This window comes from Bifidobacterium italicum (genome assembly GCF_002286915.1).
Taxonomy (GTDB): Bacteria; Actinomycetota; Actinomycetes; order Actinomycetales; family Bifidobacteriaceae; genus Bifidobacterium; species Bifidobacterium italicum.
Genome location: NZ_MVOG01000027.1, coordinates 87,995 through 114,123, shown reverse-complemented (window position 1 = coordinate 114,123; position 26,129 = coordinate 87,995). Strand labels below are relative to the sequence as shown.

At 64.4% G+C, this 26,129-nt stretch carries 21 protein-coding genes and 2 tRNA genes; 19 read left to right on the top strand and 4 right to left on the bottom strand.

Annotation, left to right across the window (positions count from 1 at the left end; genetic code table 11):
• Positions 1-198: 198 nt before the first annotated feature.
• From rpsA to B1400_RS06990, 6 genes are all read left to right on the top strand, one after another.
• Entirely contained in the window at positions 199-1,680 is a 1,482-nt protein-coding gene (rpsA, locus tag B1400_RS07015) for a 30S ribosomal protein S1 (RefSeq protein WP_095613696.1), read from the top strand.
• Positions 1,681-1,838: 158 nt separating this feature from the next.
• Complete coding sequence (coaE, locus tag B1400_RS07010; RefSeq protein ID WP_095613695.1) at positions 1,839-2,477, top strand: dephospho-CoA kinase; 639 nt, start codon at positions 1,839-1,841, stop codon at positions 2,475-2,477.
• Positions 2,478-2,485: 8 nt separating this feature from the next.
• Positions 2,486-4,597 carry an excinuclease ABC subunit UvrB gene (gene uvrB, locus B1400_RS07005; RefSeq protein WP_095613694.1) on the top strand — a complete coding sequence of 704 codons (2,112 nt, stop codon included), beginning with the start codon at positions 2,486-2,488 and terminating at the stop codon, positions 4,595-4,597.
• A gap of 67 nt (positions 4,598-4,664) precedes the next feature.
• On the top strand, positions 4,665-5,651 hold the full coding sequence (locus B1400_RS07000; protein WP_095613693.1) for a TerC family protein: 987 nt from the start codon (positions 4,665-4,667) through the stop codon (positions 5,649-5,651).
• 123 nt (positions 5,652-5,774) lie between these two features.
• Positions 5,775-7,217 (top strand): pyruvate kinase, encoded by a 1,443-nt coding sequence (gene pyk / locus B1400_RS06995; RefSeq protein WP_095613692.1) that lies wholly within the window; start codon positions 5,775-5,777, stop codon positions 7,215-7,217.
• Positions 7,218-7,358: 141 nt separating this feature from the next.
• Positions 7,359-7,435: transfer RNA gene (locus tag B1400_RS06990), tRNA-Leu, on the top strand.
• A gap of 188 nt (positions 7,436-7,623) precedes the next feature.
• On the opposite strand, the gene B1400_RS06985 is transcribed toward B1400_RS06990, so the two are convergent.
• On the bottom strand, positions 7,624-8,802 hold the full coding sequence (locus tag B1400_RS06985) for an IS1249 family transposase (RefSeq protein WP_106408300.1): 1,179 nt from the start codon (positions 8,800-8,802) through the stop codon (positions 7,624-7,626).
• Positions 8,803-9,547: 745 nt separating this feature from the next.
• Between B1400_RS06985 and B1400_RS06980 the strand changes: the two genes are divergently transcribed.
• From B1400_RS06980 to glgX, 9 genes are all read left to right on the top strand, one after another.
• Complete coding sequence (locus B1400_RS06980) at positions 9,548-9,835, top strand: hypothetical protein (protein ID WP_095613690.1); 288 nt, start codon at positions 9,548-9,550, stop codon at positions 9,833-9,835.
• Complete coding sequence (locus B1400_RS06975; RefSeq protein WP_095613689.1) at positions 9,825-10,154, top strand: DUF2513 domain-containing protein; 330 nt, start codon at positions 9,825-9,827, stop codon at positions 10,152-10,154. The genes B1400_RS06980 and B1400_RS06975 overlap by 11 nt, the downstream gene beginning before the upstream one ends.
• 281 nt (positions 10,155-10,435) lie before the next feature.
• Positions 10,436-10,693, top strand: a complete 258-nt coding sequence (locus B1400_RS06970; RefSeq protein WP_095613688.1) for a hypothetical protein — start codon at positions 10,436-10,438, stop codon at positions 10,691-10,693.
• A gap of 236 nt (positions 10,694-10,929) precedes the next feature.
• The gene (locus B1400_RS06965) at positions 10,930-11,526 is read left to right on the top strand and encodes an NUDIX domain-containing protein (protein WP_095613687.1); all 597 of its coding nucleotides are present in this window, start codon (positions 10,930-10,932) and stop codon (positions 11,524-11,526) included.
• A gap of 126 nt (positions 11,527-11,652) precedes the next feature.
• Entirely contained in the window at positions 11,653-12,420 is a 768-nt protein-coding gene (locus tag B1400_RS06960) for an ANTAR domain-containing response regulator (protein ID WP_095613686.1), read from the top strand.
• 121 nt (positions 12,421-12,541) lie between these two features.
• Positions 12,542-15,367 (top strand): DNA polymerase I, encoded by a 2,826-nt coding sequence (polA, locus tag B1400_RS06955; RefSeq protein WP_095613685.1) that lies wholly within the window; start codon positions 12,542-12,544, stop codon positions 15,365-15,367.
• 72 nt (positions 15,368-15,439) lie between these two features.
• Positions 15,440-16,360 carry a Nif3-like dinuclear metal center hexameric protein gene (locus B1400_RS06950; protein WP_095613684.1) on the top strand — a complete coding sequence of 307 codons (921 nt, stop codon included), beginning with the start codon at positions 15,440-15,442 and terminating at the stop codon, positions 16,358-16,360.
• An 85-nt stretch (positions 16,361-16,445) separates the two neighbouring features.
• Entirely contained in the window at positions 16,446-17,042 is a 597-nt protein-coding gene (locus B1400_RS06945; RefSeq protein WP_407641080.1) for an NUDIX hydrolase, read from the top strand.
• 43 nt (positions 17,043-17,085) lie between these two features.
• Positions 17,086-19,230: a glycogen debranching protein GlgX gene (glgX, locus tag B1400_RS06940; protein ID WP_235607374.1), complete on the top strand. Its 2,145-nt coding sequence runs from the start codon at positions 17,086-17,088 to the stop codon at positions 19,228-19,230.
• Positions 19,231-19,319: 89 nt separating this feature from the next.
• Here the strand turns inward: glgX and B1400_RS06935 are convergent, their stop codons facing one another.
• Positions 19,320-20,558 (bottom strand): ABC transporter permease, encoded by a 1,239-nt coding sequence (locus tag B1400_RS06935; RefSeq protein ID WP_133064638.1) that lies wholly within the window; start codon positions 20,556-20,558, stop codon positions 19,320-19,322.
• A gap of 98 nt (positions 20,559-20,656) precedes the next feature.
• Here B1400_RS06935 and B1400_RS06930 point away from each other — a divergent pair.
• The 3 genes from B1400_RS06930 to B1400_RS06920 all read left to right on the top strand — a co-directional run bounded on the left by B1400_RS06930 (position 20,657) and on the right by B1400_RS06920 (position 21,991).
• Positions 20,657-20,733: transfer RNA gene (locus B1400_RS06930), tRNA-Pro, on the top strand.
• Positions 20,734-20,799: 66 nt separating this feature from the next.
• The gene (locus B1400_RS06925) at positions 20,800-21,186 is read left to right on the top strand and encodes a transcriptional regulator (protein ID WP_095613680.1); all 387 of its coding nucleotides are present in this window, start codon (positions 20,800-20,802) and stop codon (positions 21,184-21,186) included.
• Positions 21,187-21,406: 220 nt separating this feature from the next.
• Entirely contained in the window at positions 21,407-21,991 is a 585-nt protein-coding gene (locus B1400_RS06920) for a M23 family metallopeptidase (RefSeq protein ID WP_235607373.1), read from the top strand.
• Between the two features lie 4 nt (positions 21,992-21,995).
• Here the strand turns inward: B1400_RS06920 and B1400_RS06915 are convergent, their stop codons facing one another.
• Together B1400_RS06915 and B1400_RS06910 are read right to left on the bottom strand one after the other, a co-directional pair.
• A complete protein-coding gene (locus B1400_RS06915) occupies positions 21,996-23,420 on the bottom strand; it encodes a substrate-binding domain-containing protein (protein ID WP_157909656.1) in 1,425 nt (474 codons plus the stop codon).
• Between the two features lie 181 nt (positions 23,421-23,601).
• Positions 23,602-24,819: an NADP-dependent isocitrate dehydrogenase gene (locus B1400_RS06910; RefSeq protein ID WP_095613678.1), complete on the bottom strand. Its 1,218-nt coding sequence runs from the start codon at positions 24,817-24,819 to the stop codon at positions 23,602-23,604.
• Between the two features lie 128 nt (positions 24,820-24,947).
• Between B1400_RS06910 and B1400_RS06905 the strand changes: the two genes are divergently transcribed.
• A complete protein-coding gene (locus tag B1400_RS06905) occupies positions 24,948-26,069 on the top strand; it encodes a GuaB3 family IMP dehydrogenase-related protein (RefSeq protein WP_095613677.1) in 1,122 nt (373 codons plus the stop codon).
• The last annotated feature ends 60 nt before the right edge of the window (positions 26,070-26,129 follow it).

Genomic DNA, 26,129 nt, shown 5'->3' with positions numbered 1-26,129 from the left:
TAAGGACGGAAGGATGCGACACGCCCGAAATGCTGCGTGTGTTTTTGGGTATGGCTCACGGTAGTCTTGTCCAATGGTCGCACGCGCGCGACGAGCGCCGCGTCGCATCCGGCTGCGGTACGGGGCCACGGCTCCCGCGCCGCAGCCGATAACTGAAGATCGATACTATCCATCCACTATTTTGTAAGAACCACATTAATGGCAGAAAACAATAAGGAAGTCGAAAAGGTCGCCATCAACGATATCGGCACCGTCGATGACTTCATCAAGGCAGTCGATTCCACCATCAAGAACTTCGACGATGGTGATCTGGTTGAGGGCACGGTCGTCAAGGTCGACCACGACGAGGTCCTCCTGGACATCGGCTACAAGACCGAGGGCGTGATCCCCTCCCGCGAGCTTTCCATCAAGAAGGACGTCGATCCGGATGAGGTCGTCAAGGTCGGCGACACCATCGAGGCCCTTGTCGTCACCAAGGAGGACAAGGAAGGACGTCTGATCCTGTCGAAGAAGCGTGCTCAGTACGAGCGCGCCTGGGGCGACATCGAGAAGATCAAGGAAGACGACGGCGTCGTCGAGGGCACCGTCATCGAAGCCGTCAAGGGCGGCCTCATCGTGGACATCGGTCTGCGTGGCTTCCTGCCGGCGTCGCTCGTCGAGATGCGTCGCGTGCGCGACCTTTCGCCGTACATCGGCCAGAAGATCAAGGCGAAGATCCTCGAGCTCGACAAGAACCGCAACAACGTGGTCCTGTCGCGCCGCCAGTACCTCGAGGAGACCCAGTCCGAAGTGCGCGAGACCTTCCTTTCGCAGCTCAAGAAGGGCCAGATCCGCGAAGGCGTCGTCTCGTCGATCGTCAACTTCGGCGCGTTCGTCGACCTCGGCGGCGTCGACGGTCTCATTCACGTCTCCGAGCTGTCCTGGAAGCACATCGACCACCCGTCCGAGGTCGTCAAGGTCGGCGACAAGGTCACCGTCGAGGTGCTCGACGTCGATCTCGACCGCGAGCGCATCTCGCTGTCGCTCAAGGCGACGCAGGAGGATCCGTGGCAGCGCTTCGCCCGCACCCACGTGCCGGGCCAGATCGTGCGCGGCAAGGTCACGAAGATCGTCCAGTTCGGCGTCTTCATCTCCGTCGAGGACGGCATCGAGGGCCTCGTGCACATCTCGGAGCTCGCGAACCGCCACGTCGAGAACCCGGAGACCGTCGTCAAGCCGGGCGAGGAGGTCTTCGTCAAGGTCATCGACGTCGATCTCGACCGTCGTCGCATCTCGCTGTCGCTCAAGCAGGCCAACGACTCCGTCGACCCGGCCTCCGAGGACTTCGACCCGGCGCTCTACGGCATGCCGGCCGAGTACGACGAGGAAGGCAACTACAAGTATCCGGAGGGCTTCGACCCGAACACCAACGAGTGGATCGCCGGATACGAGAAGCAGCGCGAGGAATGGGAATCCCAGTACGCCGCCGCCCACGACCTGTGGGAGCAGCACAAGGAGTTCGTCGCCAAGGAGCTCGAGAACGCCGAGGCGTCCGCCGCCGAGGACGGCCAGAACTCGCCGAAGGAAGAGAAGGTCGAGGAGATCTCGAACTACTCCTCCGATTCCGAGTCCAACGGCACCCTCGCCGATTCCGATCAGCTCGCCGCCCTGCGTGAGCAGCTGCTGAACGAGAAGAAGTGAGCCGCTGAAGCCCAAGGCGTCCCTCAGGCGCCGTGCGCATGTCCGCGCACGGCGCCTCTTTTCGTCTCCGGCGGCCGCACGGGCCGCGACGGGTTGACACGGCGCGCAGGCCGCGCCTACGATGTGGACGTCGACGATCGGACGAGGGGAGGGCGAGGATGCGAGGCGACCGAAGGCGGTTCGTGCGCGTCGGGCTGACCGGCGGCATCGCCGCGGGCAAGAGCACCGTCGCGGCACGCATGGCCGCGGACGGCGCCGACGTCATCGATTACGACTTCCTCGCGCATGTCCTGCAGGAACCATGCTCACCGGTCATCGCCCCGATCGCCGAGGCCTTCGGGGATGATGTCGTGGATGCGCGCGGCGGCATCGACAGAAAGGCGCTGGCCGACCGTGTGTTCGGCGCGTACGCGTCCGAGGGGGCGCTCGAAACGCTCAACGGCATCATGCATCCGAACGTCTACGAGCTCGCGCGCAACCGCGAACGGAGCATTCTCGCCCGGGGCGGCCGCCATGTCCTCGTCCATGACATCCCGCTGCTCGGCGAGGTCATGGACACGATCCCCTTCGTCTTCGACACGGTCGTCTGCATCGTCGCTCCGGAAGGGGAACGCATACGACGCCTCGTCGCCACGCGCGGCATGACGCCGGATCAGGCGCGGACTCGCGTCGAGGGGCAGGGGAGTGACGCCTCGCGGCTTCGGTACGCCGATGTCGTCATCGACGCGACGCAGCCGATAGAACAGATGTTCGATTATGTTGATAACCTCGTCGGGACATGGTTCGACGAGGAGTAAGGATCGCGATGGGATTCAACATCGAGCGCACGGACAAGCCGTTCGTCGTCAAATCGCAGTACAAGCCGTCCGGAGACCAGCCGCAGGCGATCGACGAACTCGCCACGCGCATCGAGAACGGCGAGAACGACGTCGTGCTCATGGGCGCGACCGGCACCGGCAAGACGGCGACGACGGCGTGGCTCATCGAACGGCTGCAGCGCCCGACGCTCATCATCGAGCCGAACAAGACGCTTGCCGCGCAGCTGTGCGCCGAGTTCCGCGAACTCATGCCCGACAACGCCGTGAGCTACTTCGTCTCCTACTACGACTACTACCAGCCCGAGGCGTACATCCCGCAGACCGACACGTACATCGAGAAGGACTCGAACATCAACGACGACGTCGAGCGTCTGCGCCATGCGGCGACGGCGAACCTGCTCACGCGCCGCGACTGCGTCGTCATCGCGACCGTCTCGTGCATCTACGGCCTGGGCACGCCCGAGGAGTACGCCGGACGCATGCTGTTCCTCAAGCGCGGCCAGCGGATCGACCGCGACCGGCTGCTGCGGCTGTTCGTGGACATGCAGTACAAGCGCAACGACATCGCGTTCACGCGCGGCACCTTCCGCGTGCGCGGCGACACCGTCGAGATCATCCCCGTATACGAGGAGCTCGCCGTGCGCATCGAGTTCTTCGGCGACGAGATCGACCGCATCTCGATGCTCCATCCGCTCACCGGCGACGTCATCGGCGAACAGGACGAGGTGCACATCTTCCCGGCCTCCCACTACGTCGCAGGTCCCGAACGCATGGAGAAGGCGATCGGGTCGATCCAGCGCGAGCTCGACGAACGCGTCGCGGAACTGCGCAGGCAGGGCAAGGAACTCGAGGCGCAACGCCTGTCGATGCGCACGACCTACGATCTGGAGATGCTCTCGCAGGTGGGCGTGTGCTCCGGCGTCGAGAACTACTCGCGCCACTTCGACGGGCGCGCGCCCGGCACGCCGCCGCACACGCTGCTCGACTTCTTCCCCGACGACTTCCTGCTCGTCATCGACGAATCCCATGTGACGGTGCCGCAGATCGGCGCGATGTACGAGGGCGACGCGAGCCGCAAGCGCACGCTCGTCGAACATGGATTCCGCCTGCCGTCGGCGATGGACAACCGTCCGCTCAAATGGCCCGAATTCCTCGAACGCGTCGGACAGACCGTCTATCTGTCGGCGACGCCCGGCGACTATGAGCTCGGCCTGTCCGACGGCGTCGTCGAGCAGATCATCCGTCCGACCGGCCTCGTCGACCCGAAGGTCGAGGTGCGTCCCGTCGACGGCCAGATCGACGACCTGCTCGCCGAGATCAAGGAACGGGTGGCCAGGAACGAGCGCGCGCTCGTGACGACGTTGACGAAGAAGATGGCCGAGGACCTCACCGACTACCTGCTCGAACGCGGCATCAAGGTCGAGTACCTGCATTCGGACGTCGACACGCTGCGCCGCGTCGAGCTGCTGCGCGAACTGCGCGAAGGCAGGATCGACGTCATCGTCGGCATCAACCTGCTGCGCGAGGGCCTCGATCTGCCCGAGGTCTCGCTCGTCGCGATCCTCGACGCGGACAAGGAGGGGTTCCTGCGCTCCTACCGTTCGCTCATCCAGACGATCGGCCGCGCGGCGCGCAACGTCTCCGGCACCGTCATCATGTACGCGGACGACATGACGGCGGCGATGAGCCGGGCGATAGGGGAGACGGAACGCCGCCGCGAGATCCAGATCGCCTACAACGAAGAGCACGGCATCGACCCCAAGCCGCTCATCAAGAAGATCAGCGACGTCAACGACATGCTCGCCAAGGAGGACGTGGACACGCAGACGCTGCTCGAAGGCGGCTACCGCAACGCGGGCAAGGCCGGCAACACGCATCTGGGCGTCCCCGCGCTCGACCCGCGTCAGGCCGACCGCAGGCACGAGGAGATCCTCAAGGCCGGCCTTCCGGCGCAGGACCTCGCCGATCTCATCCGCCAGCTGTCCGACCAGATGCACACGGCGGCCGAGCAGCTGCAGTTCGAGCTCGCCGCGAGGCTGCGCGACGAGATCCGCGACCTGAAGAAGGAGCTGCGCGCGATGACCGAGGCCAAGCGCTGAGCCGTGTCCGCGTCCGGCGCCGGACGCGGACGGCCGGCGTCGTCGACGCTCCGTAAGCTGGGTGGCTATGGCAGAAACACCCGTCTCCTTCATGATCGGCACGTACGTCGTGCTCGCCGCCTTCTTCATCGTCGACCTGTTCGTCCTGGGACGTCGCCCGCATGTGCCTTCGACGAAGGAATGCGTACAGCACATCGCGTTCTTCGTCGCGATGGCGCTCGTCTTCGGCGCCCTCATCTGGTGGGTCGCCGGATCCGGGCCGGCGATCGAGTTCTACTCGGGCTGGCTCACCGAATACTCGCTGAGCATCGACAACCTCTTCGTGTTCGTCATCATCATGTCGAACTTCGCGGTTCCCAGAAAGCTGCAGAAGTTTGTGCTGTCCGTCGGCATCACGATCGCGCTCGTGCTGCGCGGCCTGTTCATTCTCGTCGGCGCCGCGCTCGTGCAGCGCTTCACATGGGTGTTCTTCATCTTCGGCGCGTTCCTGATCTACACGGCCGTCAAGGTCGCCCGCGGCGAGGACGACGACGAGGAGTTCCATGAGAACGCGCTCATCCGCATGCTGCGCAGGGTCAGCCACATCACCAACGAATACGACGGCGAGCGGCTGCGCGTCACGAAGGACGGCGTGAAATACTGGACGCCGATGCTGTTCGTGTTCCTGACGATCGGCACGACCGACGTCATGTTCGCCTTCGATTCGATCCCGGCGATCTTCGGCCTGACGAAGGACCCGTTCATCGTCTTCACGTCGAACGTCTTCGCGCTGCTGGGCCTGCAGCAGCTGTACTTCCTGCTCGGAGCGCTGCTCGACAGGCTCGTCTATCTGCCGGTCGGCCTGTCGGTGGTCCTCGGCTTCATCGGCGTCAAGCTCATCCTCGAGGCGCTGCACGGCAACACGCTGCCGTTCATCAACCACGGGCAGCCGCTGGCGATGGTGCCCGAGGTGCCGACGTGGATGTCGCTCGCCGTCATCGTGCTCGCGATCGGCCTGTCCGCGCTGTTCAGCGTGCTCAAGATGCGCAGCCTCGAGAAGCGGCAGGGACGCTGAGCGGTGTTATCGCTCACAAGAAAAATCGTCCCCAAGCGCAACACGCCGCGCCGGGTGTTGTAAGCTTGTACCGGCGTTCGGGCTTCGTCCCGAAAAGTAATCACAAAGAATAGGTAGGCATCCATGCGCAAAGCAAAGATCGTAGATACCATCGGTCCGGCCACTGAATCCCTTGAGAACCTCACCGCCATCGTCGAGGCGGGAATGGACGTCGCGCGTCTCAATCGTTCGCACGGCACCCCGGAGGACCACCTGCGCGTCTACAACAACGTGCGCGAGGCCTCGAAGACGACCGGCCGTAACGTCGCGGTCCTCGTCGACCTGCAGGGCCCGAAGATCCGCTGCGGCTGGTTCAAGAAGAACGCCGACGGCGAGGACAAGGTCCTGCTCAAGGAGGGCCAGGAGTTCATCATCACGACCGACGACGTCGAGGGCGACGAGCACATCACGTCCACGACCTTCAAGGGCCTGCCGGGCGACTGCCACCCCGGCGACCCGATCCTCATCGACGACGGCAAGGTCCGCCTCGAGGTGACCAAGGTCGAGGGCAACAACGTCTATACGAAGGTCATCGTGGCCGGCCCGGTCTCGAGCCACAAGGGCATCAACCTGCCGGGCGTCGCCGTCTCGCTGCCGGCGCTCACCGAGAAGGACGAGCAGGACCTGCGCTGGGCGATCCGCACCGGTGCCGACATCATCGCGATGTCCTTCGTCCGCTTCGCCACCGACATCGACCGCGCCCATGAGATCATGGACGAGGAGGGCCGCCGCATCCCGATCGTCGCGAAGATCGAGAAGCCGCAGGCCGTCGAGAACCTCGAGGACATCGTCAAGGTCTTCGACGGCATCATGGTCGCCCGTGGCGACATGGCCGTCGAGATGCCGTTCGAGGAGGTGCCGCTCGTCACGAAGCGCTGCATCGAACTGTCCCGCCAGTACGCGAAGCCGGTCATCGTCGCCACCGAGGTCCTCGGTTCGATGGTGCATTCGCCGGTGCCGTCGCGCGCAGAGGCCTCCGACTGCGCGAACGCCGTCCTCGACGGCGCCGATGCGACGATGACCTCGAACGAGACGGCCGTCGGCGAGTATCCGACCGAGACCGTCAGGACGATGGCCCGCATCTCCGGCTATGCGACCGAGCACGGCTTCGACCGCATCCCCAAGCTCAAGGACCTCGATATGTCGAGCACCGGCGCAGTCTCCTCGGCCGCCGTCGACCTCGCCGAGAAGCTCAACGCGAAGGCGATCGTCGCCTACACGCAGACCGGCTCGACCGTCCATCGCGTCTCGCGTGAACGTCCGGCGACGCCGATCTACGGACTGACGACGAACGAGCACACCTACCACTGGCTCGCGCTCAGCTGGGGCACCGAGGGCATCCTGCTTGACGAGGACTACCACGACATGTCCCGCAAGGACCTGATGACCTTCACCGACAAGACGCTGCGCGCCGCCGGCAAGGTCTCCAACGGCGACAAGATCGTCGTCCTGAGCTCCGCGCAGGGCGATCACCAGCCGGGCCGCACCGACTCGATCTACGTCCACACCGTCGGCGCCTGCGACTGACGTACGGCATGGACGGCGCGCCGTTCCGCGTCCGTGCTCGCGAAGGCCGCCCGGGGCATCGGTCACCGGGCGGCCTTCGCCGTCCCTGCGTGTTGCACCATGCGTCCGTTATGGTATAGTTGAGCTTTGTCGCGCCGCGACGCCCCTGTATCCCAATCGGTAGAGGAGACAGCCTCAAAATCTGTACAGTGTGGGTTCGAGTCCCACCGGGGGCACCAAGCATCAGGAGCCGGCCATCGTTGGAACATCAATGATGACCGGCTCCTCGCATGCCTGACGATCCTGTATTTGGACACAAAGACAGCAAAGAATTTGAACCGATTCGAACGCGTGGCGGTGCCTCCGCTGTGATGCTCCTGGCGCAGTGCGGGGGTTACGTGACAAAATGTGTGCCTTATGCGGCGTGTCATGAGCGTCCGCCCCAGCCTTTTCTGATGCCGAATCCTGGTTCGTGGGTGTCGGGGTCGTCGCAGGGCAGCTGCACTTGGGTCCATGTTCCGGGTTCCGGCTCCCCGGTCGGCCGGGGTATGGGCTTGCGCTCGTTCCAGCAGTCGGGGGTCACGAAGCGTTCGGGGTCGGGATTGGCGCTTTTCATGTAGACGACCCATTCGCAGCATCGTTTCGTGTGTTCGGGGCTCAGGCCGCGGTGGGCGTCGAGTTTTCGTTTGAGGTCGGCGTTGACCCCGCCCTCGAGCCGGTTGGTGTTGTTGGGCAGGTCCTCGCCGTGTTCGAGGTAGGCGAAGAGCGTCCCCTCCCGTTGCATCGCGATGATGCGGAAATAGGCGCGGCGCGGCCGTTCGTGGGTCCACCACCATGTGCGTCCCGCCCGGGCCTTGGGATTGTCGGGGTCCGTTCTGGCGTAGGTGCGTTCCTTGATGTAGTCGCCGTGCCGGGCGTGCCAGTCGTTGAGGGCCGCCAGCCATCCGGCGGCCCGCTCCGGATCGTGGATCCGCGGCAGCTTCCTGATGGGGGAGAGCAGTTCGCGCCCCGCCTCGCTCTTGGGTCTTCTCGTCAGGTCGGCGAACGTGTTCCCGGGCGTATGCACCAGACAGCGCTGCACCGGCACGCCCGGCCAGACGCCGGCCGCGGCCCCGAGACAGGCGGCGGCGCCGTCGCACACCAGCAGGTCCGGCGGCGTCAACGACCGCATCAGCGCGTGATAGGCGGCCCTGTTCTCCCGGTGGCACCATTGCCAGCCGATCGTCGCGCCGTCGTCACCGATGGCGACCAGCATGCACCAGCCATGGGGCACGTACGTGCCGTCGACCTCGACGAACCGGTGGACCACGCCGTCGTCGCCGATGTGCGGGCGTACGTTCCAGCACCAGTCGACGGCACGCAGGAACGTGCGCCGGCTCACACCGATCGCCTCCGCCGCGGCCAGCATCGAGACCGTGCCGGTCACCCAGCGCAGGAACGCGCGGAACTGGGCCATCCGGACGCCGTCCTCGCGTCCGGCCACGCCGCCGGCGCGGCATGGGTCGCACCGCCAACGCTGTCTTCCCGCCGAGGTCTTCCCGTTCTTTCTCATCGGCGAGCCGCACAGATCGCACAGCCTCGCCCTTGGTGATTTCGCTCGTGCCATGCGACCAGCACACCAATAGCACGGGAACCGGGAAAGTCAAGCACGTCGCCGGATTAACGCCCGAAACGTTAATCCCACCACGACACGCCTTACGGCAGTAAGACCGACCGCGAACTTAAGACACACATTTTGTCACTTAACTCCAGTGCGGGATACCAATCGCCCGAGGACGTTCGCAAAGACCCCCACGATGGTGAGGCGGCCGAACAATGCGGCCGCCAGCACCCATCCGAATACACCGACGGCGAGCACGGCTACAGCCCCGAGCGTAAGGGCCGCGGCAAGCAGTCCGCCGGCGACCTCAACCTCGCCGCGTGGGGACGACTACCGCGCCTCGCTCGCGGAACGCCTTGTCGCCGCCAATGATCCCCGTTGAGAGCTGCCTCCGGAAGAGCCGATGCCGGTTCCCGAATGGTGGCGCAAGGACCGTGACCTTCCGGAACTGACCGTCAGGCATCTCAACCATCTGCTGTACGGATCCGGGAAAAGCCCCGTAAAGGCGAAGACTCACGAAAATGGCAATACAGTGGCGGTCACATGCACGGATATGGCTGGATCGCCGAACGGTCTGAATTTCCTGAAGACTGGGGCGTACAGCGAATCCTGCGAGCCGCGAAACAAGTCTGCGAGCATGGCGTGGAGGGTCTGAGAACGAAGTGGATGACCGTTGATGGATGCGATATAATCGTTGCATTCGCAGGTAAAAAGAAAAGACTCGTCAGCATATATCCGAGAAGGCAGTGACATGGGTGCTCGAAGCATCACCATTGATGACCTGCTCAAGTACTACCTCAAGCTCCTCACCATTGAGGGCTGCGGCAAATGGTCGGATGAACTGCGCGACGCATACGAGGCCGGAGAATACGCGGCCGGATTGATCATTGCGATGGCGGCATGCCAGAATCAGAATCTGAAGCCTGACCGGTCGATGCTACGGGCCACTCTCGCCTCGCCTTGGTGCGAACAAGGCTCAGACGCCGACGTGATTGGCCATGAGCTACTTCAGAAGGCGGAGGCCCACGTTGCGTCGTGACATGGATCTGATCCGGCATATCCTCATCATGGTGGGGGATTCACCTGTGCCGTTGAACGCGACGGTGTTCGTGGACGAGGCGCATCCGTTCGAGACGGTCGCCTACCATATCGATCTGATCGGACAGGCCGGTCTTGCGGACACCTCCATCACGCGGATGAGCGGGAAGGCCATCGCCCGCGCCGAGGTCAGCCCGTTGGCATGGAACGGCAACGAGTCCCTCGACGCGATCCGTTCCGACACCATCTGGTCGCGCGTCAAACAACGCGTCGGCGCCACGTGGAGTATGTACTTCACATCGACTATGACAATACGTTGAAAAGAATAACGAAAGCGGTTCCCGAGAGCCAATAACGGGTTCGGGGGAAACCGCTTTGGAACTATTCTACTGCAATCCGCCCAGATATCCAAGCTAGCGCAAAAGGAATGTGATTGCGCATCACATGGATGCAATCCTCCTTGGCAGGTACAAATCCTGCTCCGGGTACGGCGCCGACACCAGTCGGGCGGCGCCACGCGCGCCGAACACCAAGCGCGGATTCAAACGGCCACGATGACCGCATCATCGGCAAATACACTCCCGACCAATGGGGAGGAACCATGTCCATCACACGCCTCAGGCACATCTATTGCATCACGGACCCGTCCGGCGAGCCGGAAGACTCCGGCACGGAGCACGAATTAGAGGGAGGGGCGAGCCGCGATGGAGGTGGGCGAGCCGTATGCCACACACTGATCTGGATGATCGTGCCGAACGTCCAATTGCCGGCGAATGTGGAAGATCAGGTCTATGAAACCCTCACCGCTGAAGATGAACGGGAATTGGGATTCATCCTCAACCATGAGGAATCCCGCTGAATGACCAGCCGCCCATTCGGTTGGTCTTCGTTTACCGATGGTTCGGCCGCGGCAGACGACTGAATCCGACCGTAATCGGCTGTTCCCTGCCGCGCCGTTGACCGTGCGCACCATACGGCGAGAAGTCAGCGGAAAGAGCGCCGCTGCTCGCGTGTTTTCGTCTGTGCGGGAAGTCGCCGATGCTTGCCGTATACAATGGCACCAGTGTGTTGTTCGTACTCGAAAGGAGCATCCCAATGAGCAAGGAGACGTATCGCCGCTTCGATCCGTGGCGCGCGGCGCCGGTAGTCGAGGAGTCGCGCAAGACCGTGCTGGGCGGCCATTACTTCACGGTGGACCAGGTGTCCTATGATTCGCGCGATATCGGCCATTTCGACCGCTACATCCTGCACAAGAACAACGGCGATTCGGTCGGCGTCATCGGTCTGACCGACGACGGTCTGATTCCGCTCATCGAGCAGTACCGCGTCGCCGTGCACCGCTGGACGTTGGAGATCCCGGCCGGACATGCGATCAAGGCGGGGGAGCGGCCGACGGATGTGGCGCAGCGCAAGCTCGTCGAGGAGGTCGGATATACGGCGTCCCATCTGACGCAGTTCTGCCGCTTCATCAACACGCCGAGCTACTCGACGCAGTACACCGCGCTGTTCTTCGCCTCCGGCCTCACGCCGGCGTCGCCCCAGGAGGCGCCCGAGGAGCTGCGATCGTCGGTGCGGTACTTCACGCCCGAGGAGGCGTACAAGATGGTGCTTAACGGCACGATCCTCGACGCGAAGTCGATCATCGCGATCCAGCGCGTCTACGAGTCGCCGAACCACATGGTCCAGGACTGACTCGATTCCGCGCAGGCGTGCCGTTCCGGGCTCGCCATGACCTGCGCTATACTGCATAAGGACCAATGCGCGCCGGTGGCATCGGCGCCGAGCGAAAGAGACATGGGACGGATGACTGTACAGGACATGGACAAGGAACACGAAGAAGAGGTCCTCACCGAGGAGGAGCTGGACACGCTCGCCGCCGGCGGCGATGCGGCGAGCACGGCCGAACAGGACGAGGAGAAGAAGACGGAGGGGCGCAAGCCCACAGTCGTCGTCGCCGAGGACGAATCGGTCAACCGCATGGACCTCGTCGCGATGCTCGAGGACAACGGCTACGATGTCGTCGGTCAGGCGGCCAACGGCGAGGAGGCGATCGCGCTGACGCGTGAGTTCAAGCCGGATGTGGTGTGCATGGATGTCAAGATGCCGCATATGGATGGCATCACGGCCGCGGGCGTCATCTGCGACGAGAACATCGCGCCGGTCGTCATGCTCACCGCCTTCTCGCAGATCGACCTCGTCAAGCAGGCGATCGGCGCCGGCGCGATGGCCTATGTGACCAAGCCGTACGAGGAATCGAAGCTGCTGCCGGCGTTGGCGGTGGCGATGGGACGTTTCGCCGAGATCAACGAGCTGCTTGACAGCGTCGAACGCAATGAAAACGAGCTCAAGGACACGCAGGAGAAGCTCAAGGACACCGAGGAGCAGCTCAAGAAGGCGCAGGACACGCTTGAGGAGCGCAAGCTCGTCGACCGGGCGAAGGGCCTGCTCATGGACAAGGCGAACTTCACCGAACAGGGCGCGTTCCGTTGGATCCAGAAGACGTCGATGGATCAGCGCATCCCGAAGAAGCGCCTCGCCCAGGCCATCATCGAGAAATACGGCGAGGACGATCAGGACAACGACTGATCGCACGTCCGCAGACTGATCGCGGGTGCGCGATCCCGCATCGGGATCGTGCACCCGCGACGTCGTTTCGTGACGCTTCGCGCCACCCATCACACCCAACCCCAAGCATGATCGGACACCCATGGACCCCTCAACAACCACGCGCCCAACGCTGCTCGTCGTCGACGGCCATTCGCTCGCCTTCCGTGCGTTCTACGCGCTGCCCGTCGACAACTTCAGCACGGAGGACGGCCAGGCCACGAACGCCGTATACGGCTTCCTGACGATGCTCTCCCAAGTCATCGAAACCGAAAAACCCGACCGCGTCGGCATCGCATTCGACGTCAAAGGCGGCACCTTCCGCAACGAACTGCTCGCCCAATACAAAGGCACACGCGAAGCGGCCCCCGAGGAGCTGCTCAGCCAGCTGCCGCTCATCCAGCAGGCGCTGACCGCGCTCGGCGTGCGATGGATCGAAAAGACAGGCTACGAAGGCGATGACGTCATCGCCACGCTCGCGACGATGGGCGAGCGCGACGGCTGCCGCGTCCTTGTCCTGTCCGGCGACCGCGACGCCTTCCAGCTCATCGACGACGACGTGACCGTGCTCTACCCGGGCTACCATTTCAAGGACCTCAAACACATGGACCCCGCCGCCGTCGAAGCCAAATACCATGTGACGCCGCGGCAATACCCCGACCTCGCCGCGCTGCGCGGCGAGACCTCGGACAACATCCCGGGCGTGCCCGGCGTCGGCGACGGCTTCGCCGCGAAATGGATCAACCAGTACGGCAGCCTCGACGCCATCATCGAACACGCCGACGAAATCGGCGGGAAGAAAGGCGAGGCGCTGCGCGAGAACCTCGATCAGGTCCGTCTCAACCGCCGAGTCAACACGCTCGTGCGCGACCTCGACCTCGGCGTGACGATCGACGATCTCGGCTACGGGCACGCCGACGCCGACCTCACCGAACGGCTCTTCGGCGAACTGCAGTTCGGCGAACGCACCCGCACGAAACTGCTCGCGTCCTTCAACACGGCGACGGACGCCTCGGGGCGTCAGGAAGAGTCGTCGATACCCGCGATCGTCGAACCGCTCGTCGACACGCTCACCGATGCCGCGTCCCTGAGCATGTGGATCGAACAGTACTGCCCGCCGGCCGACGCGACCGGCGACGGGCCTGACCGCAGCCTCGACGTCATCGCCGAATACGACCGGCAGGGCATGCAATGCGCCGACGCCGTGCGCCGTTCATGGACGCTGTACGTCGACGGCGATGCCAAGCCGGGCCATGCCGCCGCGCGCATGGCCGCCATCATGGCCGGCGCGCATGCCGTCGTCTTCGACCCCGCAGATCCGCGTTACCACGACACGCTGCGTGCGCTGCTTGACACCCGCGCAGGCAGCATGAGCGTGCACGGCTTCAAGGAATCTCTGCATATGCTCACCGCCGCCGGCCTGCGCTGCCCATCGGTCCTGTTCGACACGAACCTCGCCGGATATCTCATCGACCCCGACTTCCAAGGCGGCAGCCTCGAGGAGTGCGCCGCCCACTTCCTCGACATCCACATCGACGGACACGCCGAAGGACCGAGCCAAGGCACCCTCGGTTTCGAAGACGACGACCAGGACGAGGATCCGGCCCAACGTTGCATCGACCACGCCGCCGTCGTCGCCGCGCTTGCGCGCCGTCTGGCCCCTGAAATCGAGCGACGTGAGCAGTACCCGCTGCTGCGCGACATCGAACTGCCGACCTCGCGCGTGCTGTTCCATATGGAGCGCATCGGCGCGAGCGTCGACCGCGCACGCCTTGACGAGCTGCACGCGCAATTCGCCGACGAGTCGGCGCGGATGGAAGCCATCGCCGAGCGCGCCGCCGGCCGCAGCCTCAACCTGCAGAGCCCCAAGCAGCTCGGCGTCGTCCTGTTCGAGGAGATGGGACTGACGCCCACGAAGAAGACGAGGAAGGGGTCGTACACGACGAACGCCGCCGCGCTGCAGATGCTGTACGCGACAAGCGAGGAGGGGTCGAAGGCGAACGAGTTCCTCGGCGCACTGCTGCGGCACCGCGAGACGAACAAGCTCAAGCAGATCGTCGAGACGCTCATCGACGCAATCGACCCGAAGGACGGCCGCATCCATACGACCTTCACGCAGACGGTCACGGCGACGGGACGTCTGAGCTCGGTCGACCCCAATCTGCAGAACATCCCCAACCGCAACGCCGCCGGTCGCGAGATCCGTTCCGGATTCGTGCCGGGCGACGGCTTCGTCGATCTGCTCAGCGCCGATTACTCGCAGGTAGAGCTGCGCATCATGGCCGATCTCTCCGGCGACGAGGCGCTTATCGAGGCCTTCAGGTCGGGCGCCGACTTCCACCGCTATGTCGCCAGCCTCGTCTTCGGAGTGCCGGTCGACGAGGTCACACCGGACGAACGCGGCCGCGTCAAGGCGATGAGCTACGGTCTGGCCTACGGGCTGAGCACCTACGGCCTGTCCAAGCAGCTCGGCATCTCGAACGGCGAGGCGACGACGCTGCGCGACCGGTATTTCGAGACCTTCGGCAAGGTGCACGACTATCTCGAGTCGCTCGTCGCGAACGCGCGGCGCACCGGTTACACCGAGACGATATTCGGACGCCGGCGCTATTTCCCGGATCTCAATTCGCCGAACCGGCAGCGTCGGGACGCCGCCGAACGCGGTGCGCTCAACGCCCCGATCCAAGGCTCGGCCGCCGACATCATGAAGATAGCGATGATCCGCGCCGACCGCGCGCTGCGCGACGCGAAGCTCGTGAGCCGCGTCGTGCTGCAGATCCACGACGAACTCGTCGTCGAACTCGCCGCCGGTGAGGTGGAGGAGGCGACGGCGCTCGTCAAGGACGCGATGGAGCACGCCGTCGACCTCGCCGTCCCGCTCGACGTCTCCACCGGCGTCGGCGTCGATTGGCAGCGAGCCGCCCACTGACCCGCCCGTCCCCTTCGTGCGGAGGGGCGTTTTCGCTTCAAAGTAATAAGTAACTTACGGAAAGGAAGCTTCATGGCAAACCTCAAGCAGACCGTCGATATACTCGAGACGCTGTATCCGCTACGATATGCGGAATCGTGGGACCATCCCGGCCTCATCGTCGGGGACCTCAAAGACCCTGCCGATTCGATCGTGTTCGCCGCCGATCCGACGATGGACGTTGTCCGTGACGCCGTCGACAACGGCGCGCAGCTGCTCGTATGCCATCATCCGCTGTTTTTCCGGGCCGTGCACGAGGTCTCCGGGAACACGTTCCGCGGCGAGATCGTCTCACGGCTCTACCGCGGGCATTGCGCGCTCTGGGTCGGCCATACGAACGCCGACGCGGCCTGGCGCGGCGTCGGCATGGCCGCGGCCGACGCCTTCGGTCTTGTGGATCAGACGCCGATGGTGCCGATCGACGATGCGAGCACGCCGCACGCCGTCGGTCTCGGGAGGGTCGGGCGGTTGCCTGAACCGATGACGCTGCGCGACTTCGCCGAACGCGTGGCGCAGGCGCTGCCCGCCACGCGCCACGGCATCCAGATCGCCGGGGACCTCGACGCGCCGGTGCGCACGGTGGGCGTGCTGCCCGGCTCGGGGGATTCGATGTTCAACGAGGTGAACGCGCTCGGCGTCGACGTCTACGTCACGAGCGACCTGCGCCACCATCCGGCGACCGACGAACTGCAGGAAAGCCTGTACGAGGCGGCGATGCGCAAGTCCGGCGTGTCGCTCGGACACGGCGATGGCCATATGCGCCCCGCCCTCATCAACACGCCGCACAGCGCCATCGAATCGCTGTGGTTCTCCTATGCGCTCGAGGATGTTCCGAACGCCGTCGAACTCGCCACCGGCTCGCGTCCGCAGGTGCGCTGGAACCGCATGAACACCGACCCGTGGGATCTGTCGCTGGGCGCGAACTTCACGAAAGGGGACGTCGATGGCCGCTGAACCCGGACGCCATGGCGCATATCAGGATGACGGACGTCTCACGCGACTCGACTCATTGTTCGACGCCACGTCCGACGGCATTGACATGGACGTGCCGGCACGCGTCGTGGACAGCGAGACGAAGTACCGCGGCGCAATCTTCACCGTCGAGGACCGCACGGTGGCATTGACCCGCGACGGCGGCGGCGAGACGCTCATCCACCGTCAGGTCGTCGTGCATGCGCCCTGCGTCGTCATGCTCGTGCACGACGTGCGATCCGACCGGTATCTCGTCGAACGTGAATACCGCGCCGGCGCGAACATCACGACGATCGGACTGCCGGCGGGGCTCATCGACCCGGGGGAGGACCCGCATCAGGCGATGCTGCGCGAACTACGCGAGGAGACGGGTGTCATCCCCGACGACGTCGTCATCGACGAAGCCGGATCCTATTATTCGTCGGAGGGCATGACGGACGAGCTCGCGCACATCGCCGTGCTGCATCTGCAGGGCTGGAGTCAGGGGGAACGCCGATTCGACGCCGACGAGCACGTCGAATCGGCCTGGGTCGACTGGCCGACGTTGCTGACGCTGCCGATCACGGCGTCGAACTCGATCATCGCGATCCAGCATGAGCGGATCCGACGCCTGAGCGAACGGATGGGCGACGCCGGCGCCCGCGGTCTTGACGCTATCCGATGAACGAAACCGGGAGGACGCGACGCGGATGTGCCATACTGAAAGCATGCAGACAAGACCAGGATCCATGTACCCGCTCGGAGCAAGCTACGATGGGGCGGGAGTCAATTTCGCACTGTTCTCACAGATGGCCGAGAAGGTGGAACTGTGTCTGTTCGACGAGCAGGACAATGAGACCCGCGTCGAACTGACCGAGCAGAACTCGTTCGTATGGCACATCTACATCCCCGGCATCCAGCCCGGTAAGCGCTACGGGTACCGCGTGTACGGCCCGTACAATCCGCACAACGGCGAATGGTGCAACCCGAACAAGCTGCTGCTCGACCCCTACGCGAAGGCGATCGAAGGCAATATCGACGGCGATGAGAGCCTGTATTCCTATTGGTTCAACGACGCCGACAACCCGGACGACATGAACGACCTCGACTCGTCGGGCCATACGATGAAATCGGTCGTCGTCAACCCGTTCTTCGACTGGGACAACGACCAGCGTCCGAACATCCCGTATTCGGATTCGGTCATCTACGAGGCGCATGTGCGCGGCATGACGAACCTCAACAAGAACGTCCCTCCGGAGATCCGCGGCACCTATGCAGGCCTGGCGCACCCCGCCGTCATCGACTACCTCAAAGGGCTGGGAATCACGGCGATCGAACTGATGCCGATCCACCAGTTCATCAACGACCCCTTCCTGCAGGAGAAGGGCCTGGGCAACTACTGGGGCTACAACACGATCGGCTTCTTCGCGCCGCACAACGCCTATTCAAGCCAAGGGCAGCGCGGTGAACAGGTCAACGAGTTCCGTTCGATGGTCAAGGCCTTCCACGCCGCCGGCATCGAGGTCATCCTCGACGTCGTCTACAACCATACCGCCGAAGGCAACGACAAGGGGCCGACGCTGAGCTTCAAGGGCATCGACAACCTGTCCTACTACAGACTCGTCGACAACGACAATCTGCATTATTTCGACACGACCGGCACGGGCAACTCACTGCTCATGCGTTCGCCGCACACGTTGCAGCTCATCACCGACTCGCTGCGCTACTGGGTGCAGGAGATGCACGTCGACGGCTTCCGCTTCGACCTCGCGGCGACGCTCGCACGGCAATTCCAGGAGGTCGACAAGCTCTCGGCGTTCTTCGACATCGTCGAACAGGATCCGGTCATCTCTCGGGTCAAGCTCATCGCAGAACCGTGGGATCTGGGATCGGGGGGCTACCAGGTCGGCGGATTCCCGCCGAACTGGTCGGAGTGGAACGGCCGCTACCGCGACTGCGTGCGCGATTTCTGGAGATCGCAGCCGGCGACACTGCCCGAGTTCGCCAGCCGCATCATGGGCAGTTCCGACCTCTACCAGCACAACGGTCGCAAGCCCGTGGCGTCGATCAACTTCGTGACGGCGCATGACGGCTTCACGATGAACGATCTGGTCAGCTACAACAACAAGCACAACGAGGCGAACGGCGAGGGCAACCGCGACGGAGAGAACAACAACCGCTCGTGGAACTGCGGCGTCGAAGGACCCACGACGATCCGCGACATCAACGAGCTGCGCCACAGGCAGATGCGCAACATGTTCTCGACGCTGCTGTTCAGCCAAGGCATCCCGATGATCTGCGGCGGCGACGAGGTCTGCCGCACGCAGCTGGGCAACAACAACGGCTATTGCCAGGACAACGAGATCTCGTGGACGCACTGGAACCTCAAGGACTACCAGCGCGACATGCTCGACTTCGTCTCCAAGCTCGTCCATCTGCGTCTCGAGCATCCGGTGCTGCACCGGCGCCGGTTCTTCACCGGCCGTGAGGCGGGCATGCCGGACGGCGCCCTGCCGCAGGTCGAATGGTTCGACCATAACGGCGCGATCATGGATCTTGAGGCGTGGCAGAACACGCATGCGTTGTCCATCATGGTGTTCCTCAACGGCGGCGACATCCCGGAGACCGACTGGTACGGCAACACGATCGTCGACAACGATTTCATCCTCATCTTCAACGCGCACTACGAGCCGATCATGTTCACGCTGCCGGACGAACGGTACGGCCGCAAATGGAAGCTTGTCGTCGATACGCATAACCCGGACGGCCCGGAACTCAACTACGAAGCCGGATTCGCGATCACCGCGCAGTCGCGCAGCTTCCTGCTGCTCATGAGCGACGACAAGGCGGACGGCAAGGCGCTCTTCGGCTGAGCCGGCCGCCGCGCGTTTCGGCGTCTGCGCATGGGAGGACCCCGGATTCCCGTACGGGAATCCGGGGTCCTCCCATGCGCAGAGCTCCGCTAGTCCCGGGTGATCTGGCGGTGTTGCCCGTTCTCGTTGAGCTGTGCGGCGAACACCGGCGAATTGGTGTCGGTCAGGACGGTGCTGAATCCGGAGCTCTCCTCGTCGCTGAACAGACTGTCGAGCTTGTCGGTATTGACGACCTCATGCGCGATGAGCTGCTGTTGGATGCGGTCCGCCTCGATCGCGGCGATCTGCCGGGAGAAGCCGATGAACCAACCGAGAAAGAGCATCGCCGCGAGCGCCTCGACGTTCGTGAGCGTGTTCTCGCCCTGCAGCCATGCGACGCCGGCGATGACGCACACAAGGATCGCGATGTCGGAGATGACGAAGAACGCGCGGCTGAGCTGCGGTGCAAGCCAGGGGAGCGCGATGAGCAGCGCGAACATGACGCATGGCATGCCGCGGGCGAACACGTTGTGCAGGATCGGGTGGGGCGTGTAGCGGAAGGTGCCGATGCCGATGAACGCGATGCCGGAGAGCGTCAACAGGATCGACAGCAGTGTGATGCGCACCTTGAAGCGGGGGATGTGGTAGGAGACCTGCGGGGTGCGGATGCCGATGGAGCCGTTGGGGCGGATGACCTGATAGGTGGCGATGAGCTCGGAGATCGCGAAGTAGGTGATGATGATGATCGACAGGCCGCCGAAGACGAGCGTGATGTTGAACATGCTCGCTGCGAAGGTCGTGCGGTCGCCGAGCTCGGAGAAGTTGTTGCGGAACCAGTGGGGGTCGTTCGTCGTCGAACAGGCGGTGCCGACGCCGGCGATGACGAAGAAGGGCAGCAGCGACGCGAGCGTCTTCGCGTTCATCAGTTCGGCCTGCACGAAGGTGAGGTAGCCGCACACTCCTGCGAATGTCGCGGTGAGCGCCGGCAGGTACATCTCGAAGACGACCTTGCCCATCATCGAGTTGAGCACCCAGAACAAGGTGTAGCTGGTCAGGAACAGCGTGACCGCGTAGACGAAGGACAAAGCGACGATCTCGAAGGCGCGGCGCAGATGGACCACCCACATGACGTGGTCGTTGAGCATCCTGATGCGGTGCGTGTAGCCGATGACGAACGAGACGACGCCGCAGGCGCCGACGAGCGCGCCGGCGGCCATGAATCGGCGCTGCGACAGCTGCCAGATGGCGGGCGCCCAGCGCAGATAGGCCATGATGGCGGCGCCGCCGACCACCGCGCAGCAGAAGAACGAGATTAAGCCGGCTGATTCGGCCCTCTGATGACGTTTCATGGTTTCCCTTTCCGGTACGACACTCCACATTGTAACGAGGTGGGCGCAAGTCATGGTATTATTTCATCTTGTGCCTGAAGGCGGATGCCTTCGCATGACGGGCTGTGGCGCAGTTTGGTAGCGCGTCTGCTTTGGGAGCAGAATGTCGCAGGTTCAAATCCTGTCAGCCCGACCAGCTTGTTCGAGGCCATCCCGTGAGGATGGCCTCATTGCAATGGTTCCGCACCGGGTGGGAGGGCGTATGAGCGTGAACACCGATGATCGCCATGCGCTCGAACAGCTCGACGGGGAGCCGCTCGACGAGCAGATTGCCTATTACCGCAAGCCGTTCATGGTGTTGTGGGCGGCGGTGCAGGAGTCGTCGGCGGAGCTCGTCGAGGACTGGGGAATGTCGCCCGAGCTCGCGCAGCTGTGGGTGGCGGAGCGCCTGCGGCAAGTGTGCGACTCGCTCGTCGATCGGCTCGCCGAACGTGCGGTGGGACACGGCGTGAGCAAATCGAACGTGTCGCGCGCGGCGGGGGCGAGCCCGACGAACGCGCTGCGCCGCTTCCCGCGGCTGCGCGACCTCGACGAGGGGCGTATGCCGGAGCGCACGCTCATCGACGACGTGCTCGACTCGCTCGATTGACGGATGCCCATGGCTCCTTCCATCACCCTTCTCTTTGTGCCTGCCGTGGCGGCAATTTTGTTGCATATGCGACGGCCATCCACATCAATTGGCCTGCTTTGATCGCGACACGCCGCGTTCGGGACCGTCCGTACACATATCCCCGTCGCGGTGGACATGCGCGCCGCCTGCGCCGGATAGTGGAACGACGACATGTTCCAGCGGCCGAAGGAGGAATCATATGGAACGTCATGATGAGCAGGCGCGTGCGCGCCGCGCCCGTCGCAGAAAGAGGTTCGAGGCGATACGAGGGCGCCGGCGGCTCACTGCGCTCGTGGCGACGTCGACGCTGATCGTCGCCACGGCCACGATCAGCGCGATCGGCGTGCGCACGGCCGATTGCGCATACGCCGACGGCGGATGCGAGCCGACGATGGTGCTGCCGGTCAAGGGAGGGGTGATCGTCTCGCCCTTCGACGCACCTGCGCAGGTGTGGCTCGCCGGTCACCGGGGCGTCGACATCGCGGCCGACGAAGGCGCGACGCTTGTCGCCCCCGCCGACGGCACCGTCAGTTTCGCCGGGAAGGTGGGCGGCAAGTCGGTCGTGAGCATCGTCCACGGCGCGTGGACGCTCACTTTCGAGCCGGCGGTCACGACATTGGCCGTCGGGACGAAAGTGAGACGCGGTCGTCCATTCGGCACGATGTCCGGTTCAAGCGACCATTGCGACGGCGCATGCGTGCACTGGGGCATCCGCATGGCGGGCAGGCGGTACGTCGACCCGGAACGCTGGCTGCGGCCGCAGCGCGTTGTGCTCGTCGACTGATGCCTTACAGGTCGGCGTCGGCGAGCGAGATGTAACCCGGGTCGATGAGCGTCGCCTTGAGGTTGCCGGCGCTGACGGCGATGAGCGGGAGCGCCATCGTCGGCACACCGTCGACCGTGTTGAAGTGCTCCAGCGCGGCCTTGGCGCCGTTGCGGTTGAGGGCCCGGCAGATGCCGGCGAGGCCGGAGGCATTGCCGTTGCGGTCGGCGAGGCCGGTCATCCACTGCTTGCCGTCGACGATGTTCGGGATGTTGCTCACGTACGAACCATAGCCGGTGACGATCGGCCAGCGGTTGGACGTCACCGGCACGGCCTCGCCGTCGCCGGAAGCGTCCCTCCCGTCGCCGTCGTCGATCTGCGGGGCCTGGGTCGGCTCGGGCGCCTTCCCGCGCTGCACGTCGCGCCGTCCGGCGATGTTGCCGAGGACGTCGCCGATCGTGATCGACGGGTTGACGTCGGCGGCGGTGCCGACGTAGCCCATGGCCTTCAGCCCCTTGATGACGCCGTCGGCGACGAAGTCGTTCATCGAGATGACGCCATCGATCGGTGTGAAGGCGCCTTTCGTGTTCGTGTGCAGGCGCGCTTTGATCTCGTCGACGACGTCATCGCTCTTGCGCGCCTGGAAGGCCACGGCGCGCCAGTCGTCCTCGGTCGACGAGGCGGACAGCTTCAGTGACGGGCTGACGACGACGCCGGCGCGGAAGTAGGTGCCGAGCACGCTCCACACCCCCTTGAACGCGTCGCGGGCGAAACGCTGCTCGTCGTCGGGGTGCGAAGCCTCGCCGTCGAAGGGCAGCATGATCTCGATGCGTTTGGGGTTGTCCCTGCTCGTCTTGTCGAGCTCGAGCTTGTTGACGAGTTGCTGCGCCTGCATGCGGCCGATCTGCTCGGCATCGCAGATCGACACGAAGGCGTCCGGCGTGAAGCCGGGGATGCGCGTCGACAGGACGACGACGTGCACGCCGGCCGACTTCGCCCGGTCGAGCGCCGCGACGGTGCGGTTGAGCGCCTCGGCCGTCTTCGCGCCGCCGTCCGTCGATTCGAGCGTCTGCGTCGCATAGTCGCCGTAGTACTTCGTCGATTCGGCCGTGCGTACCGCCGGCGCGACGACAAGCGTCCGTCCGTCGCCCCCACGGCCGTCGTCCCGCTGGACGTGGTCGCGTACATAGGTCTCGATGCTGCGGCTCTGCCTGTCGAGGTCGGCGTCGGCGTGCGTCATGATGGCATCGTCGGCGAATCCATGCTCGACGAGCGCGTCCGATGTGGCCTCGACGAGGCGGTTCCAGGTGTTGATCGGCACGTTCTGCGAGATCGTGAAGCTGTCGGTCGGCACGAACATCGCCACTTGGCCGTTCGTCGCGGACGGCGTCGCGGTCGTGGACGCGCCATCCGTCGACGAATGCGAACAGGCCGCCAATGGGATCGTCATGCCGCAGCATAGCGCCATCGCCATGCATCGTCGCAGAAGTGAGAAGCCCGGATGGGACATGCCGTACCGCTTTCTTATGGGGGATGGGGGACGGGACCGATTGTACCCGAGGAAGTCGGCAACACGTGTGATGCCCCTCTCCCGGAGCGGAAAGGGGCATCACACGAGGGGAACGCCGGCGTCAGCCGCGCAGCGCCTTGTTCAGGTTCTCGTCGAGCGCGTCCATGAAGCCCTCGGTGTCGAGCCACGGGTGGTCGGGGCTGATGAGCATCGCGAGGTCCTTCGTCATCTGGCCGCCTTCGACGGTCGCGATGATCGTCTGCTCGAGCTTTTCGGCGAAATCGGCGACCTCGGGCGTGCCGTCAAGCTTCGCGCGGTGCTTGAGGCCGCCGGTCCACGCATAGATCGACGCGATCGGGTTCGTCGACGTCTTCTCGCCCTGCTGCCAGCGACGGTAATGGCGCGTGACGGTGCCGTGCGCCGCCTCGGCCTCAACGGTCTGGCCGTCGGGGGTCATCAGCACCGAGGTCATCAGGCCGAGGGAGCCGAAGCCCTGCGCGACGGTGTCGGACTGCACGTCGCCGTCGTAGTTCTTGCAGGCCCACACGTAGCCGCCATGCCACTTGAGGGAGCTGTCGACCATGTCGTCGATGAGTCGGTGCTCGTAGGTCAGGCCCTCCTGCTCGTAGCGTTCCTTGTATTCGGTTTCGAAGACCTCGGCGAAGATGTCCTTGAACTCGCCGTCGTAGGCTTTGAGGATCGTGTTCTTCGTGGACAGGTAGACCGGGTAGCCGCGCAGCAGCCCGTAGTTGAAGCAGGCGCGCGCGAATCCGCGGATCGAATCGTCGAGGTTGTACTGCACCTGTGCGACGCCCGGTCCCGGATAGTCGAAGACGAGATGCTCGATCGGTGCAGAGCCGTCCTGCGGCGTGAACGTCACCGTCAGGCTTCCCGGGCCCGGGACCTTGAAGTCGGTCGCCTTGTACTGGTCGCCGAAGGCGTGGCGGGCGACGACGATCGGCTTCGTCCAGCCCGGGACGAGACGCGGGATGTTCGAGATGACGATCGGCTCGCGGAAGATCGTGCCGCCGAGGATGTTGCGGATCGTGCCGTTCGGCGACTTCCACATCTTCTTGAGCCCGAATTCCTCGACGCGGGCCTCGTCGGGCGTGATCGTCGCGCATTTGACGCCGACGTGCTCGCGCTTGATCGCCTCGGCGGCGTCGACGGTCACCTGGTCGTCGGTCGCGTCTCGGTTCTGGATGCTCAGGTCATAGTAGTCGAGGTTGACGTCGAGGTAGGGCAGGATGAGACGGTCCTTGATATCCTTCCAGATGACGCGCGTCATCTCGTCGCCGTCGAGTTCGACGACCGTGCCTTCGACCTTGATTTTCGCCATGGGGGACTCCTCCAATGAGTGACTCGGAACGTTTCCATAGTCATGCATAGCGCATGACTGTTTCGTCCACGGACGATTGTCCAAAACCGCGTCGCGCCGTGTCACAGCTGCGCATTAGCCTAGGAGCCATGTCTCAGGAAATTGAAATCGGCCTCGGCAAGAAGGGCCGCATCGCCTATGGTCTCGACGACATCGCGATCGTCCCGTCGCGTCGCACACGCGATCCGCAGGACGTCTCTACCGCCTGGCAGGTGGACGCCTACCAGTTCGACATTCCGGTCATCGGCGCGCCGATGGACTCGGTGACGAGCCCGAAGACGGCGATCGAGCTTGGCCGCCTCGGCACCGTCGGCGTCCTCGACCTCGAAGGCCTATGGACCCGCTACGACGATCCGGAGCCTATCCTCGAGCATGTCGCCGCGCTCGATCCTCAGGAGGCCACGGCCTATCTGCAGCAGGCGTACGCCGAACCGATCAAGCCGGAGCTCATCGTCTCCAGACTGCACGAGATCCGCGACGCCGGCGTGACCGTCGCCGGCGCGCTGTCCCCGCAGCGCACGCAGCAGTACTACTCCACGGTGCTCGAGGCGGGCGTCGATCTCTTCGTCATCCGTGGCACCGCCGTCTCCGCGGAGCATGTCTCGACCGACCATGAGCCGCTCAATCTCAAGAAGTTCATCTACGACCTCGATGTGCCGGTCATCGTCGGCGGCGCCGCGAACTACACGGCCGCGCTGCATCTGATGCGCGCGGGCGCCGCCGGCGTCCTCGTCGGTTTCGGCGGCGGCGCGGTCTCGGCCGTGCGCAAGACGATCGGCGTGCATGTGCCGCTCGCGACTGCGATCTCCGATGTGGCCGAGGCGCGTCGCGACTACATGGACGAATCAGGCGGCCGCTACGTGCAGGTCATCGCCGACGGCGGCATGGGCGATTCTGGCAGCTTCGTGACGGCCCTTGCGATGGGCGCCGACGCATGCATGCTCGGCGCGCCGCTCGCGAGGGCGAAGGAGGCGCCGGGCCATGGTATGCATTGGGGCTCCGAGGCCCGTCACATGACGTTGCCGCGTGGTTTGCGCTCCGACGTCGGCACCGTTGGCACACTTGAGGAGATCCTCTACGGGCCGAGCCACATGGCCGACGGCAAGACGAACTTCATCGGCGCGCTGCGCCGCGCAATGGCGTCTACCGGCTACGTCGATCTCAAGAACTTCCAACGTTGCGACGTCGTCGTGACGCCGACCGGGCGTTGACCGCATTCGTCGGCGCAAGGGAGGCCCCGAGCGCATGCCGGCAATGGCATGCGCTCGGGG